Annotated in this window: 8 protein-coding genes; 7 read left to right on the plus strand and 1 reads right to left on the minus strand. The window is 42.9% G+C overall.

All coding sequences use genetic code 11. From position 1 onward, the window contains the following. Position 1 precedes the first annotated feature (1 nt). Together B9A91_RS10870 and B9A91_RS10875 are read left to right on the plus strand one after the other, a co-directional pair. Positions 2-1423, plus strand: a complete 1422-nt coding sequence (locus B9A91_RS10870) for a PSP1 domain-containing protein (protein WP_200815631.1) — start codon at positions 2-4, stop codon at positions 1421-1423. Beyond that, positions 1410-1877, plus strand: coding sequence for a gliding motility lipoprotein GldH (locus B9A91_RS10875; protein WP_084238392.1), 468 nt, complete (start codon positions 1410-1412; stop codon positions 1875-1877). The genes B9A91_RS10870 and B9A91_RS10875 overlap by 14 nt, the downstream gene beginning before the upstream one ends. On the opposite strand, the gene B9A91_RS10880 is transcribed toward B9A91_RS10875, so the two are convergent. Beyond that, on the minus strand, positions 1874-3175 hold the full coding sequence (locus B9A91_RS10880; protein ID WP_084238393.1) for a UDP-N-acetylmuramoyl-tripeptide--D-alanyl-D-alanine ligase: 1302 nt from the start codon (positions 3173-3175) through the stop codon (positions 1874-1876). The two genes, B9A91_RS10875 and B9A91_RS10880, sit on opposite strands and share 4 nt — an antisense overlap. A gap of 116 nt (positions 3176-3291) precedes the next feature. Between B9A91_RS10880 and B9A91_RS10885 the strand changes: the two genes are divergently transcribed. From B9A91_RS10885 to B9A91_RS10905, 5 genes are all read left to right on the plus strand, one after another. Further along, positions 3292-5778, plus strand: a complete 2487-nt coding sequence (locus B9A91_RS10885; RefSeq protein ID WP_084238395.1) for a M14 metallopeptidase family protein — start codon at positions 3292-3294, stop codon at positions 5776-5778. 278 nt (positions 5779-6056) lie between these two features. Then, positions 6057-9305, plus strand: a complete 3249-nt coding sequence (locus B9A91_RS10890; RefSeq protein WP_084238398.1) for a SusC/RagA family TonB-linked outer membrane protein — start codon at positions 6057-6059, stop codon at positions 9303-9305. A gap of 28 nt (positions 9306-9333) precedes the next feature. Further along, positions 9334-10947, plus strand: a complete 1614-nt coding sequence (locus tag B9A91_RS10895; RefSeq protein ID WP_084238401.1) for a SusD/RagB family nutrient-binding outer membrane lipoprotein — start codon at positions 9334-9336, stop codon at positions 10945-10947. Positions 10948-10959: 12 nt separating this feature from the next. Then, positions 10960-11475, plus strand: a complete 516-nt coding sequence (locus B9A91_RS10900; RefSeq protein WP_084238404.1) for a hypothetical protein — start codon at positions 10960-10962, stop codon at positions 11473-11475. A gap of 448 nt (positions 11476-11923) precedes the next feature. Continuing rightward, positions 11924-15046: a SusC/RagA family TonB-linked outer membrane protein gene (locus B9A91_RS10905; protein WP_084238406.1), complete on the plus strand. Its 3123-nt coding sequence runs from the start codon at positions 11924-11926 to the stop codon at positions 15044-15046. Position 15047 lies beyond the last annotated feature (1 nt).

A 15047-nucleotide genomic window follows, 5' to 3' on the forward strand; every position in this document is an offset into this window, starting at 1 on the left:
TATGGGATGTGGAAGTTGTTCTACCGGTGGCGGTTGTGCCCCCGCAGGCTGCAAAAGTAATGGCTCTTGCCTTACTGGTGGATGCGGAAAAATGGAAGTTTACGATTGGCTGTCAAATTTGGACATGCCCTCAAATTATAAGCCTTTTCAGGTAATTGAAGTTAAATTTAAAGGAGCAAGGAAGGAATTCTTTGTGAATAACGATAACATTTATCTTGAAATTGGCGAACTTGTAGCGGTTGAAGGCCCTACAGGTGGTTACGATATTGGCCATGTTTCACTTACCGGAGAGCTGGTGAGAATGCAAATGAAACGTCGAAAGACTACGCTGGACCAGGTTACCCGAAAAATTTACAGAAAGGCTACGGAAGCGGATGTAGAGAAGTGGAAAGTTGCAAAATCCATGGAGTGGGAAACGATGCACAAAGCCCGTACCCTGGCCCTCGACCTGCGCTTGTCTATGAAGATCAGCGACGTGGATTACCAGGGAGATAAAACGAAAGCAACTTTCTTTTATACCGCCGAAGGCCGTGTCGATTTCCGGGAACTGATCAAGAAAATGGCCGAGACCTTCAGGATCAGGATTGAAATGCGCCAGATTGGTATGCGCCAGGAAGCCGGACGTTTGGGCGGAATTGGCTCGTGCGGACGGGAGTTGTGCTGCTCTACCTGGCTTACCAATTTTAAAACCGTATCAACTGCCGCGGCCAGATACCAGAACCTTTCCTTGAACACCCTGAAGCTTGCCGGTCAGTGCGGTAAGCTGAAATGCTGTTTAAATTATGAGTTGGATACCTATCTTGATGCGCTGAAAGATATTCCAGACCGCGTAGACAGCTTACAGACAGAAATCGGTGTGGCCAGGCACCAGAAAACCGATATTTTTAAAAAACTGATGTGGTTTGCCTATCCGAATACGGAAGACTGGATTCCCCTGAAAGTGGACCGTGTGAAAGAGATCATGGCCATGAACAAAAGAGGCCAGAAGCCAGTTAACCTTAAAGAGGAAGCTGTTGCCTTGGTTAGCACGGCGGTGCTGGATAAAATACCGGATTACGAAAATGTGGTTGGCCAGGATAGTTTGACCCGCCTGGATGATAAGCCACGCAACAAAGGCAATAAAAACAGGAACAACAGCCGCAACCGCAACAACGGCGAGCGTGGAGAGCGTTCAGATCGTGGAGAACGTGACCGGTCTGAAAGGCAGCAAAAGCCTCCGCAGCAGGGAAAAAACAGGCCTGAAGGGAAAAAAGAAAATACTCCTGGTCCGCAGCAAGGTCAGCCTAAGCCTAAAGCGCCCCAACAGCAGGCGGCGGGGTCGCAGCAAGCAGGAGAAGTAAAACCATCGGGCAACAGAAACAACCGTAACAGGAACAATCGCAGAAAAAAGCCAACGGACAAGCCTAAAGATGAACCGCAGTAAAATTTTACTCTTATTCGTTGCACTGCTGGTTACCTTTAGTAGCTGCGACACCAATAATATTGCTGACACCAATCAGACCATGCCTTCGCGCAACTGGAGTTATGCCAATAAAGTAAAGGTGGTGGTTGACATTAAGGACATCAGTAAACCGTTTAACATCTATTTTAAGCTGCGACATACTGCAGATTACCGCTATGCCAACATCTTTGTGCTTTTTAACGTTAAAAGCGTCCAAAAGAAGCGTAACAGAAGGTATGAGTTTAAACTGGCGCAGGCCGACGGGCAGTGGAATGGTTCAGGTTCAGGAAATCTGTATACTTATACTTTCCCTTTGCTGACCAATTTTAAATTCCCCGCTCCGGGTAAATACGAGCTGGAGCTGGAACAGAATATGCGCGATAACCCGCTTAAAGAAATAAGCGACGTGGGCATTAAAGTCGTCTCCGTAAATTAAAGTAAGGGAAGGAGCTGTTCAAGGGCCATTCCTCTCGATCCTTTTAACAATACCAAGCTGTTTTTTATGGGATTGTGCTTTAAAAATTCAGCGGCTTCGGCCGGGCTTTCAAAGAATTGTCCTGTGTGGTTTCCTTTTGCAGTATGGAAATCTTTTCCAATAAAGATCAGGGTATCCACCTTTAGCTTTTCTGCCTGTTCCACAATGTTCTGGTGCTGTACTGCAGATTCCTGCCCCAGTTCAAACATGTCTCCTATGATAATGGCTTTATTTTCGCCGCTCAATTGAGCAATGTTGTTTAACGCTGCTGACATGCTGCTGGGATTGGCATTGTAAAAGTCGCAGATTACGGTATTGTGCGCTGTTTTGCTGATCTGAGAGCGGTTGTTGTTGGGTGAGTAGCCCGAAAGGCCTGTGTTGATCTGTTCAGGGCTCAGTTCAAAGAACTGTCCGATGCAAATGGCGGCAAGGATGTTCTCGAAATTATACGCGCCGGTAAGCTGAACGTTTGTATGAAATGTACCTGATTTATTTCCCCAATTGAGTTCAATAAGCGGATCGGCTTTCAACAGCTTTCCGGAGATGGTGTTGCTGGCTTCCGTACCGTAATAAACCACTTTATTTAGTCCGGCTTTTTCGCTCATCTCCAATAGATAAGGATTGTTCCTGTTGATGAAGGCGAAGCCATGATGCGTTTTGAGGTAGGCATATAATTCTGCTTTTCCTTTTTTTACACCCTCAAATCCACCAAATCCATCTAAATGGGCCAGGCCTACATTGGTAATAAGACCATGTGTGGGCTGTGCAATACTGCAAAGAAACGCTATTTCCTTTTGATGGTTGGCCCCCATTTCTATGACGGCCATTTCTATTTCGGGACCTAGTGACAGCACAGAAAGCGGAACACCGATATGGTTGTTCAGGTTGCCCCTGGTTGCAAATGTTTTGTATTTGCGCGAAAGTACTGTATTGATCAGCTCTTTGGTAGTCGTTTTGCCATTGCTGCCGGTTAAACCCACTACCGGAATATCAAGTTGGGCACGGTGATGTCTGGCCAGGTCCTGCAGCGCGCTGAGCACATCTGCCACCAGCATGCAGCGGTCGTTAACCTGGTAATCTTTATTGTCGATAACCACATATGCAGCCCCCAATCCCAATGCCTGTTCTGCAAAGGTATTGGCATCAAATTTTTCACCCTTAAGGGCAAAGAAAATACAGCCCGCTACAATATTCCTTGTATCTGTACATATCGTTCTATGTTTGAGGTAATGCTGGTATAAGGAGCCGGTGCTGGTCATATGCTAAAATTAATGCAACAAATTTATTCTAATGAAGCCTAAACAAAGAATAATCTTTATTATTTTGGTATATTGACTACAGCATACCAGGCCATCACGAATGTAAACGAATCTATATGGTAAAATGCCTTCTGTTCTCTTTTTTGTTGTGGTGCGGCTGGAATATTGCGGAGGCACAGGTCAAATCTCCTGATGATTTCCTGGGCTATTCATTGGGGAGCAGGTTTACCTCGCACAATAGGACGTTGGAGTATTTCCGGTACCTAGGCAAGATCGTTAAAAACATCAGGCTTGTAAATTATGGAAAAAGCTATGAGGGGCGCGATCTACTGGTTGCTATTGTATCGGCCAAAGAGAACATAGACAACCTGGAACAGATCAGGAAGAATAACCAGAGCTTAAGCAGGGGCGAAAAGAGCTTAGCAAAAGCCATTAAGCAACCAGCGATACTTTGGCTGAGTTATAATGTTCACGGGAATGAGGCCAGTTCAACGGAGACGGCTTTAAAAACACTATACGTTTTGGCAGAAGGTAAACTGCCGGGCGTTCAGGACTGGCTAAAGAACACGATTGTAATTATAGACCCTTGCCTTAATCCGGATGGCAGGGAACGGTATGTCAATTATTTTAACAGTGTAAGCGGAACAAAGCCGAATCCTGACCCGATGGCCAGGGAGCATACCGAACCCTGGCCCGGAGGAAGATCTAACCATTATTACTTTGACCTGAACCGCGACTGGGCCTGGCAAACACAGGTAGAAACGCAGCAGCGCCTGGTGTTGTATCAAGACTGGATGCCCCAGGTTCATGTTGACTTTCATGAACAGAATTACAATGAGCCTTATTATTTTGCCCCAGCTGCCGAGCCTGTCCACCAGGATGTGACCCCCTGGCAAAGGGAGTTTCAGGTTACCGTTGGAAAGAACAATGCCAAATATTTTGACCGCAAAGGCTGGCAGTACTTTACAAAGGAGCAATTTGATCTGTTATACCCGTCTTATGGAGATACTTATCCTTTATATAATGGCGCAATTGGCATGACCTATGAACAGGGAGGTATCGGTGCCGGGTTGGCTGTGATCACTATAGATAAGGATACTTTAACACTGAAAGACCGGATCGATCATCATTTCACCACCGGAATAGCCACGCTGGAAACGGTGTCAAAGAATGCAGACAAGCTGGTAGACGAGTTCAGAAAGTATTTTGAAAAGGCATTGGTTACTCCTCCCGGCGTTTTTAAAACCTATGTGGTAAAGGCTCAAAATCTGAGCAGGCTAAAGCGCCTGGCGGAGCTTTTAAGGAAGAACCATATTGAGTTTGCCTTTGGTGGCAGCAGGCAGCTAAAGGGGTATAATTATGAAACAGGAAAGGTAGAGGCTTTTACAGTAGAGCGCAATGATTTGATTGTTAATGTAGCGCAACCCAGGGCCATGCTGGCAAATGTGCTCTTTGAGCCGCAAACAGCGGTGAGCGATTCCAATACCTACGATATTACGGCCTGGGCTTTGCCTTATGCTTACGGGTTGAACGCCTATGCCTGTAAAGAATCTCTAAAGGGAGCGCAGCCCTTTCCGGAAGCACCTGCTGCTGCGGTATCAGGCGTTGAAAAGCCCTATGCATGGCTTTTACCCTGGAACGCTATTGAAGATGCAAAGGTCCTGATGGCCTTGCAAAAAGCCGGTATCAAAGTAAGAATGGCCGAGGAAGGTTTTACGGTTAAGGGCAAGGCTTATCCTGTGGGCTCTTTGCTGGTTTACAGGCCGGAAAATGAAAGATCGCTTAAAGACCTGGCTACGCGGATTGCATCAATTGAAAAGACTTTTAAAATAAAGTTTGAGCAGGCTGCCGGAGGTTTTGTAGATAAAGGAAAGGATTTTGGCTCCTCGGTGTATCCGATATTAAATGTACCTAAGGTGGGCATTGTTGCCGGACCAGAGAGTTCTGCCCAAAGTATGGGTGAAATATGGTACTTTTTTGAGCAGGAACTTGGCTATCCCTTAACCATTATTAGCCTGGATGATATTGGTGCCCTGGATATCAATAAAATCAATACATTGATTTTTCCGGATGGCGCTTATGGGGACAACATCAATGAAAAGCTGGAAGATTGGATTAAGATCGGGGGGCGGTTAATTTTAATGGAAGATGCGATCCTGAGCGCTGTGGGAAAGAAGCCTTTCGATGTGCAAAAAAAAGAGCAGCTTAAAGATGAGCTAGTGATTAACAATACGCCAAGATTCTTTAGCCGCAAACAGGCCAATTTATCGAATGCAATTCCAGGGGCAATTTTAAAAGTAGAACTTGACCATAGCCACCCTATTGCAGCTGGGTTGGGGAATTATTATTACACGCTGAAAACAGATGATAGACTGTATGAATTCTTAAATAAAGGCTGGAATGTTGGAGTGCTGAAGCCCGGAAGTTATGTTGCGGGAATTGCAGGGGAAGGGGTTCTGAAGAAATTGGGCAACGGGATGCTTTTTGGTGTACAGCCGGAAGGCAAAGGGGCAGTGATTTATTTCGGAACGAATTTGCTTTTCCGGTCGTTTTGGGAGCACGGGAAACAGTTGTTTACCAACGCGATTTTTTTGGTGAATTAGGTGGTTGTAACTGAGCAACGTAAAATGTTGCATTATGTTTTGTTAAAAGATGTTAAAATGTATATAGCGGCGGGTTTTGAAAATTAGTTTAGAATAAAAATCTTTTATAACTTGATTTGTTGGAATATAATTTCAAATATTTTAATTATTCCGTTTTTAATTTTGTGCTTTCTTGTCATAAAATTGTCATATGTAACAATGTTGTTGTGGATAGTTATGCACGCATATTAAAATCCACTATCTTTAGGGTAATTATTAACTAACCTAAATTACTTTTTATGAAAAGACTTGTACAAAGTTTGTTCATATTGCTCTCCTTGGCGGGGTTCTCCGCTATGGCGCAAAATAGAACAATTACGGGTACAGTTACAGCCAAGGATGATGGATTGCCATTGCCTGGTGTAAGTGTAAAAATTCAAAATTCCACTGGAGGAACAACAACCGGAGGCGACGGCAAGTATGCCTTGAGCATACCCTCTGGTGAAGTAACCTTAGCATTTTCTTACCTGGGATACCTTACAGAGGTTAAAACTGTTGGCAGCAGCAATGTGCTGAATGTGGTTTTGTCGCCTGATGACAGGATGCTCAGTGAAGTTGTGGTGACAACCTTTGGTATCGAGCGGAAAACCAAGGCAATTGGCTATACGGCTTCAACATTAACCAATGCTCAATTGGCTCAAAAATCGGAACCGGATCCGTTAAGGGCGTTGACCGGAAAAGTTGCCGGTGTAAACATTATTGCTTCCAATGGTGTTCCCGGAAGTGCCACAAATATTACGATTCGTGGTAATACTTCATTTTTAGGGAATAACAAGCCATTAATGGTTGTGGATGGTATTCCTTTTAATAACTCTTCCGATCAGTCCGGTGCTTCTACCCTGGTAAACAACAATGCGGTATCTAACAGGGCGGTAGATTTAGACCCGAACAATATTGAAAGCGTTGTGGTGATCAAAAGTGCTGCGGCCGCGGCTTTATATGGTTCAAGAGCCGCCAATGGTGTTATTTTGATTACAACTAAGACAGGTAAATCGGGAGGAAACAAAAAAGGTTTTGAAGTTTCTTTGCTGAGTTCTTATGCCTTTGAAAACGTTGCTAGCCTGCCAGATTATCAGAACAAATATGGTGCTGGTAGCGAGTTTAACTATTCAAATGCCAATGGCAGTTGGGGGCCAGCTTTTAACTCGCCAAGCATATATCCGCAAGGCAACGGAATTGCTGCAGATGGGACGATTCCGCACTGGTATGCTGGCAATGCTGCTTTTCCTCAGTTCCCAGCCGGAACAAGGGCACCTTACCAGGCTTATCCAAACAATGTAAAGGATTTCTTCCAGACAGGCTCGGTGTTTGAAAACCAGATCCAGATGAGTAGTGGAGGCGAAAAAGGGAATTTCACAGTGTCGGCATCTAAAAGTAAAAATGATGGTGTCATTGACTTTTCTGATTTTGTGCGCTCAACCCTAAACGTTGGAGGAAATATGAAGCTAAATGATAAATTGACCGTTATGGGAACTTTGTCTTATGTAAATTCCAAACAGGATGGTTTAATCCTCGGTGCACAGAACGGGGTAGGCCAGGCCTCCGCTTTTGCAAGGACTATGTATTTTGCCCGAAACTGGAATCTGTCTGATTTCAGCCAAATGCCTTATCAAAACCCGGTTACATTGGGCCAGGTATTCCCGGTTGCAGGGGTGGATAACCCTTACTGGTCTATCCGGAACAATACCTATAAAAGCGACGTGAATAGGGTTTATGGTAACGTGGGTGCGAGTTACGATATCAATAGCTGGTTAAACCTGAATTATAAAATCGGTTTGAACCAGTTCTCTGATACCCGTATCAGGACAATCCGCAGGGGCTCCGTCGGTGCCAGTGGTATTGGTGAAGTCACAAATGATGACATTTATAACCAGGAAATAGAATCGACTTTTCTGGCGACAGTAACCAGGCAACTCACACCTGATTTGGGATTCAAAGGTATTTTAGGTCATAACGTGAACCAACAAACCAGGAAACGCCAGTCGGTAGTGGGTACAAATATGGTGGTGTTTGATATTGATGACATTGACAATACAGCGAACGTACTGCCAAATGGAGGGATATATACGCAAAGGAGATTGATTGGTGCGTTTGCCGATGTGCAGCTTGATTATAAATCTTATTTGTTTTTAAACCTCACCGGGCGTAACGACTGGTCGTCTACCCTGCCAAAATCGAACCGCAGCTTTTTCTATTGGGGAGCAAATGCTTCTTTTGTGTTTTCTGAATTGATCAGAGATAAAACACCATGGCTTTCTTATGGAAAAATAAGGGCGAACTGGGCTAAGGTAGGTAATGATGCAACTCCATATCAGTTGATCCCTACATATACAGTGAATCCTGTTTTAGGAAATAATGCCAGCAATTTGACCTTTCCATTTTTAGGTGTATCTGCAGGAACAGCAGGAAACCAATTGTCAGACCCTAATTTGACTCCTGAGTTTACCACAGAAAGGGAAGTTGGTTTGGAATTGAGATTTTTGAATGACAGGATCGGAATTGACGCGACTTATTACGACAAAAAATCAACCAATCAGATTGCAGGGATCACTGTTGCTGCTACCTCTGGTTTTACAAGTAAATTAACGAATTTTGGAGAAATGCGAAATAGGGGTTTTGAGTTGGGTTTAGATCTGAATCCATTTAAAACTTCGGATGGCTTTAGTTGGAATATTTATGGTGTGTTCTCTGCCAACAGAAATAAAGTGGTAAGCTTAACTGAGGGACTAAATGAAATTTCTGTTGTTCCCGGTTTTGGGGACCCTGCTGTTGTATTGAGGCCTGGAAGGCCCTATGGTATTCTGGTTGGAAGCAAGACTGCTAAAGACTCAGAGGGGAATGTGCTGATAAACAGGGTAACTGGTTTGATGATTAAAGTTCCTAATATGGAAATTGGAGATCCTAACCCGAAATTCATCGCAGGCTTAACAAATACTTTCAGTTATAAAGGAATAAGTCTGGGTGTTGTAGTTGATTACAGACACGGAGGCGACTTGTATTCCGGTACGGTGGGCCAGTTATTGGGCCGTGGTGTAACCACTGATACGGATGACCGTTTAACGCCGAAAATTATAAAAGGTTTCTACGGAGATCCGTCTCCTCCTTTCCAGCCAATCCTGGATGGCAATGGTAATAAAATTCCTAATCAAGTGCAGACCACCACAAACGATCTGTATTTCAACGCAAACGGGTTAAGCGGCCAGAACGATCTACTAATTTTTGATGCTAGTGTTTTCAGGTTAAGGGAAATCTCATTAGGTTATATGATTCCAAAAAAATGGATTGAAAAAACACCGATCTCCTCATTAAATGTTTCGCTTACTGCACGTAACCTGTATTTCTATGCCCCAAATTTTCCTAAAGGAACCAACTTTGATCCTGAAACCAGTACTTATGGTGCTGCCGATACCAGGAACATATCAGGTATAGAATATACCAACGCGCCTAGCACAAGAAGATTTGGTTTGAACCTGAGAGCGACATTCTAATCAATTCATTATATAAAATTGATACAACATGAAAAATAGATATAAATACTTTACAGGGCTGGCAATAATTGGCTTCTCTGTTATTTTTGGGGGATGCCAGAAGAATTTTCTGGATATCAATACCGATCCGAATAATCCGACTGATCTTCCTTTAACGCAAATTTTACCGGCCGCGGAAGGCGGGCTTACATTTAACTTATGTCAGAATGTTGGCGGGATCAATTCTGCAACCTCTACATTTGTGCACCAGATTGTGAATTCCCGGGTAAATGACTATGTAATAGATGGTACAAACTTTCAAAACGCATGGGGTTACGCAGGTGGTTCATATGGCGTGTTCCCTGGGGTATTGTACGATTTGCAGACCGTAATAAACAAAGGGACAGCGCAAAATGCACCACATTATGTAGGTGTTGCACAAGTGCAAAAGGCATATGTATTTAGTCTTTGGGTTGACCTTTTTGGCGATGTGCCTTATTTTGACGCCTTAAAAGGAAATGATGATCTGAAACCTAAGTATGATGCGAGTTCGGCCATCTACGACGATCTTTTCGTACAGTTGGATAATGCCATTACCAATTTAAGTGCAGCCTCTTCGTCGCTTTCTCCTGATGTTAACAGTGACCTTATTTATGGAGGAGACAGAACAAAATGGATCAGATTGGCAAATAGCATTAAATTAAAATTATATAATCAGGTTCGGTTAAAACGTAATGTTACAGCCCAGATCAATGCCTTAATTGCAGGAAATAACCTGATTTCAGCAGAAGATCAGGACTTTCAGCTTAAATTTGGCACTTCATCTTCACCTGAAAACAGAAATATTGGCTTCTTTGCCAATTATGGTACTGGACAGCGCGAGAGTTTTGTAAGCCCATTTTTTTATACCATTTTAAAGAATTCGGCCGATCCGCGGATGCCTTACTACATCTATAACCAGCTTACGCCAACAGGCAATCCCACCAACCCTGTCGATTTCAGGGATGGACGGTTCCTTTCTGTCCGGTTTGCTTCTAAAGGGCCAAACCGTAATCAGGACCAGCGTACATTCCAATCGCTTGTGGGGCTTTTTCCGGTAGGCGGCCGGTATGACAATGGAACTGGTGGGGCAGCGTCATTGACTAGCGGACCTGGAGATGCCCCTGTGCGGGTTTTAACCAGCTATCAGGTTAAATTTATCCAGGCAGAGGCTGCATTAACTATAGGTACAACAGGTGCTGCGGATGCGCTATTGAGGGCAGCTATGGTAGAAAATTTTGCGAAAATTAATAAACAAGCTGCAGCTGTTCCAGGCTCTGTTCAGACCGTTCCTTCAATTACTGATTTGGCCAGGGATACCTATATTAACGCCATTATGGCTAATTATGCAGCGGCCACAACAACTGATGCAAAATTAAATATCATTATGACCCAAAAATGGATTGCCAGTTTTGGCTATGGCATGGATGCTTATACAGATTACCGCCGTACAGGTTTCCCGGCTATACCAAATACTACTGGTGCTGTTGATCCGGAAATGGTGAGTATAAGAACTTTCCCCTTCCGTTTGCCATATCCTAATTCTGAGCAAAGTTCTAATCCTAATTTTCCTGGTCAGCCTGATATATATGGTACTGCCGGAAAAATATTCTGGTCCAATTAAATACGCATACATATGAAATATTTAAAATTCTTACTCATCATAGGTTTAATTACAGGCACGGTTGCCTGTAAAAAGAGCCGTTATCCCGAATTTGAAAATTCGGCAAATGCACAGTTTACACGCACTGCTGCAACCGGAACAGCGGCAGCTCCATATAATAATGGAACGCTGAGCAAGGCGGCGCCTGCTACTGCAGATCAGTTTTTGTTAAAAGTAGTAGAGAGCGGAAATGTGCAATCTGTGGCTGTAATGGTAGATTATAGAAAAGCCACTGCACCAAATACAACTGTTTATACACAGCAGTTTGCATCCATTACCAGCTGGCCTCAAACCTACAATGCTAGCTTGAATAGCTTGGTGACACTGTTTGCATCTAACGGCCTCACGGTAGGTGGTTTGGCCGTAGGAGATAAATTTGTTTTCCGCATCGTAATTACGCTGAACAGCGGCACAGTTATTTCTGAACAAGCGGCTATTATGAATGCTGCACCTTATGCAATTACATTAACATATACTGTTGGGGCTTAGCCTCAATTTGTAAGGTTATAACAAAAGCGCCAATTTTCATCATGAAAATCGGCGCTTTTGTTATAAATCCGTTTTGGATTAAAAACAATTTCAATTTTCTCATTTTTCTGCCTTGACAGATTTAATTGCATCTAACACTTTAAAAAAGGTGACTTTTGCTTATTGAATATAAATAATTTAGCTAATGATTAAAATAATTTATCCGGTTTGTTAAAGTGTGTTAAAAGTTTTGTGATCTGGGCTGTGAATATTAAATATTGAAATTTTGTTTTGTTATGCTGGAAAAACAAAAATAATATTCTAAAATAAAACTTTTTTCAGTGCTAAATTGTTAAATGTTCATGTCACGGAAGTGTCATTTGTAAATGAGCTGTCTCTGATATGCTATGCATGCATATCATATTCGGTATATTTGACAATTATTAACTAACCTAAATTTTTTTATCTAATGAAAAAACTTCTACAAAGTTTGTTCATTTTGATGCTAGTTGCAGGAGCAGCAATAGCTCAGGATCGGACAATTACAGGTACGGTTACAGGAAAGGATGATGGCTTGCCAATTCCCGGAGTTTCCGTAAAAATTGTAGGTACTCAGACCGGTACCTCTACAGATGCAAATGGGAAATATGCACTAAAAGCCCCTTCAGGCGCAACATCTATTCAGTTCACCTCAATTGGTTATACGCAATTAACACTTCGTTTGGGAGCGTCAAATGTTTTGAATGCTACCTTATCAACAGATGCACAACAATTAGGTGAGGTTGTAGTAACAGCCTTAGGTGTTTCTAAAGAGAAAAGAACTTTAGGGTATTCTGCACAGGCGGTTAAACCCCAGGACATCCTAAACTCCAGGGAATCCAACGTAGTGAATGCCCTTGCTGGTAAGGTTGCTGGTGTTCAAATCAATAACTCCGGTGGTCAGGCAGGTTCTTCTTCAAGGATTACCATTAGGGGTACCACTTCATTAATTGGAAATAACCAGCCGTTATTTATCATTGATGGTATTCCAATGGATAATTCTACCAACAGGGGGATTAGCGAGACGGATGAAAGCGCATTGTTTAATGGGGCCGGAGGAAACAGGGGGATTGACCTTGATCCGAACACAATTGAAACAATGACCGTTTTAAAGGGAGCTGCGGCATCGGCATTATATGGTTCGAGAGGAGCGATGGGTGTAATTATGATCACAACCAAAAGAGGAAAGAAAGACGCCAACCGGAAATATCCAAAAGTTTCTTTTTCTTCCAGTTTAGCCCTTGACAATGCCTTTACAGACGGTTATCAGACCTCTTATTTGCAGGGTACCTTGGGTAAATATAAAAACGGGTTGCCACCTACTGCAGGTGGGTATTCAGAAAATGGCGGCGCCACGCAGACATCTGCCAGCTGGGGACCTCATAAGGACAGTGTAAGCCAGGCGGTGATCAGTGCCATCGGCATGCCTAAGGTTATGGATCCAAGAAAAGAGTTTTATCGTACAGGTAAGGTATGGAATAATTCAGTGTCCCTTAGTGGTGGAACAGACAAGTCTACCTATATCCTTACTTATTCAAATCTGGACCAGCAGGGTATCGTTGAGAAAAATACCTTTAAAAGGAATAGTATTACCGGTAATTTCTCTTCACAGCTAGGTAGTAAATTTAATACCAGCACATCTGTGAATTATACCAATTCCAAAAACATGCGGATGCCTGAAGGAAACTCTAAGCGTTCATACCTGTATTCATTGAACTTTGCCCCTATTAGTTTCGATAGCAAGGCCCAATATGAATTGGCGGGTAATCGGTCTTGGACAAATGAGGCCGGATTTAACAACCCTTACTGGTTATTGGATAACATCGAAATGCCAAGTAGCGTAGATAGGTTTGTGGTTTCAAATGAATCCACCCTCGAAATTTTACCTTGGTTGAAATTAACCAACAGGGTTGGTCTGGATACCTATACTGATAACCAGGCAGAACACGTAAATGTGGGTACGATCAGTGTGCCCAGAGGTAGGATGTATGATGCATTGATCAAACAAACACAGATTAATAATGACCTGATCTTAAATGCTGATTATAAGATCAATGATGATATGAAGATTTCCGGGTTGATCGGTAATAACATCAATCAGCGGAAATTTGCAAGAAGAACAGTAAGAGGCTTGGACATCATTCCTGGTTTCTATGACATCACCGGAGCCCAAACTACAGAAGCGCTTCAGGCAGATGAGCAAAGGAGGCTGATTGGTATCTACGGATCCGCAACTTTTGAATATAAAAACTTTCTTTATTTAAACGCTACAGCAAGAAATGACTGGTCTTCAACTTTACCGGTGGATAACAATTCATTCTTTTACCCATCTGTATCTGCAGGTTTTGTATTTAGTGATGTACTGGGTCTGAACAATAACAAATATTTCAACTATGGTAAGTTGAGATTGCCTTATGCTCAGGCTGGTAATGATGCTGATCCTTATTCAGTTTATCAGACTTATGTAAGGGCAAACCCAGGGGATGGCCAGAGAGGAAACATTGCTTTTCCTTTCAATGGAGTGAACGGCTTTGAAAGAAATGCGCGTTTGTATAACCAAGGGCTTGTTCCTGAAAAAGTGACAGAAAAAGAAATCGGTTTGGAACTGAAGTTTTTCAAAAACAGGTTAGGCATTGATGCTGCTTACTACGATAAAGTCAGCAGGAACCAGATCCTTCCACAGGAGGTATCCGGTGCTAGTGGTTATGTAGACCGCATGATCAACGCAGGTGAGATTTTGAACCGTGGTATAGAGGTAACATTAAATGCGACGCCAATACAAACAGAAGCATTTAGCTGGGATATCGCTGTAAATTTTGCAAAGAACCGTTATAAATTAAAATCTATCGCCGAAGGTGTAGATAACATTTTCCTTGCGGGTTTTGAAAGTCCACAGATCAGGGCCGATAAAGATTACGGCTATGGTGTAATATGGGGAACCAGGTTTGCCCGTAACGACCAAGGCAAGATGCTGATTGACGACGATGGTTTGCCTATTGTTGCGGATGACCTTGGGCCAATTGGTAATGTGACACCTGATTGGACAGGCGGCATCAGAAATACTTTTAGTTATAAAGGACTGTCGTTATCTGCTTTGTTTGACATCAGACATGGCGGAGACATCCTTAACTTTGATTTGTACTACTCTACTTTTTATGGAACAGCTAAGGTAACCGAACAAAGAAACACTATGAAACTTTGGGAAGGTGTAAGACAGTCTGATGGCCAGCCAAATACAACGCCTGTTTTACAGGATCAGGCCTATTTCCAGAACTGGTATACTACTTCGTACGAAACATTGGTTGAAGATGGTGGTTTTGTGAAGTTAAGAGAAGTTACACTGAGCTATAATCTGCCGCAAAAACTTATCGCTAAAACCCCTTTTGAGTCTATCGGTTTTTCTGTTACCGGGCGTAACCTTTGGATCAAGTCTGATTTTAGTTTTAAAGATCCTGAAGGCAGCTTGCTGGGTAATGGAAATGCACAGGGCTTTTATCATGCAGTTACCCCGGGAACAAGAGGAGTTACTTTTGGTCTTAACGTTAAATTTTAAA

This window comes from Pedobacter africanus, assembly GCF_900176535.1.
In the GTDB taxonomy this organism is placed as follows: domain Bacteria; phylum Bacteroidota; class Bacteroidia; order Sphingobacteriales; family Sphingobacteriaceae; genus Pedobacter; species Pedobacter africanus.

Excerpts from the sequence above, each read along its gene's own strand:
- B9A91_RS10870 (WP_200815631.1), top strand. The coding sequence starts at position 2 with ATGGGATGTGGAAGTTGTTCTACCGGTGGCGGTTGTGCCCCCGCAGGC.
- B9A91_RS10875 (WP_084238392.1), top strand. The coding sequence starts at position 1,410 with ATGAACCGCAGTAAAATTTTACTCTTATTCGTTGCACTGCTGGTTACC.
- B9A91_RS10880 (WP_084238393.1), bottom strand. The coding sequence starts at position 3,175 with ATGACCAGCACCGGCTCCTTATACCAGCATTACCTCAAACATAGAACG.
- B9A91_RS10885 (WP_084238395.1), top strand. The coding sequence starts at position 3,292 with ATGGTAAAATGCCTTCTGTTCTCTTTTTTGTTGTGGTGCGGCTGGAAT.
- B9A91_RS10890 (WP_084238398.1), top strand. The coding sequence starts at position 6,057 with ATGAAAAGACTTGTACAAAGTTTGTTCATATTGCTCTCCTTGGCGGGG.
- B9A91_RS10895 (WP_084238401.1), top strand. The coding sequence starts at position 9,334 with ATGAAAAATAGATATAAATACTTTACAGGGCTGGCAATAATTGGCTTC.
- B9A91_RS10900 (WP_084238404.1), top strand. The coding sequence starts at position 10,960 with ATGAAATATTTAAAATTCTTACTCATCATAGGTTTAATTACAGGCACG.
- B9A91_RS10905 (WP_084238406.1), top strand. The coding sequence starts at position 11,924 with ATGAAAAAACTTCTACAAAGTTTGTTCATTTTGATGCTAGTTGCAGGA.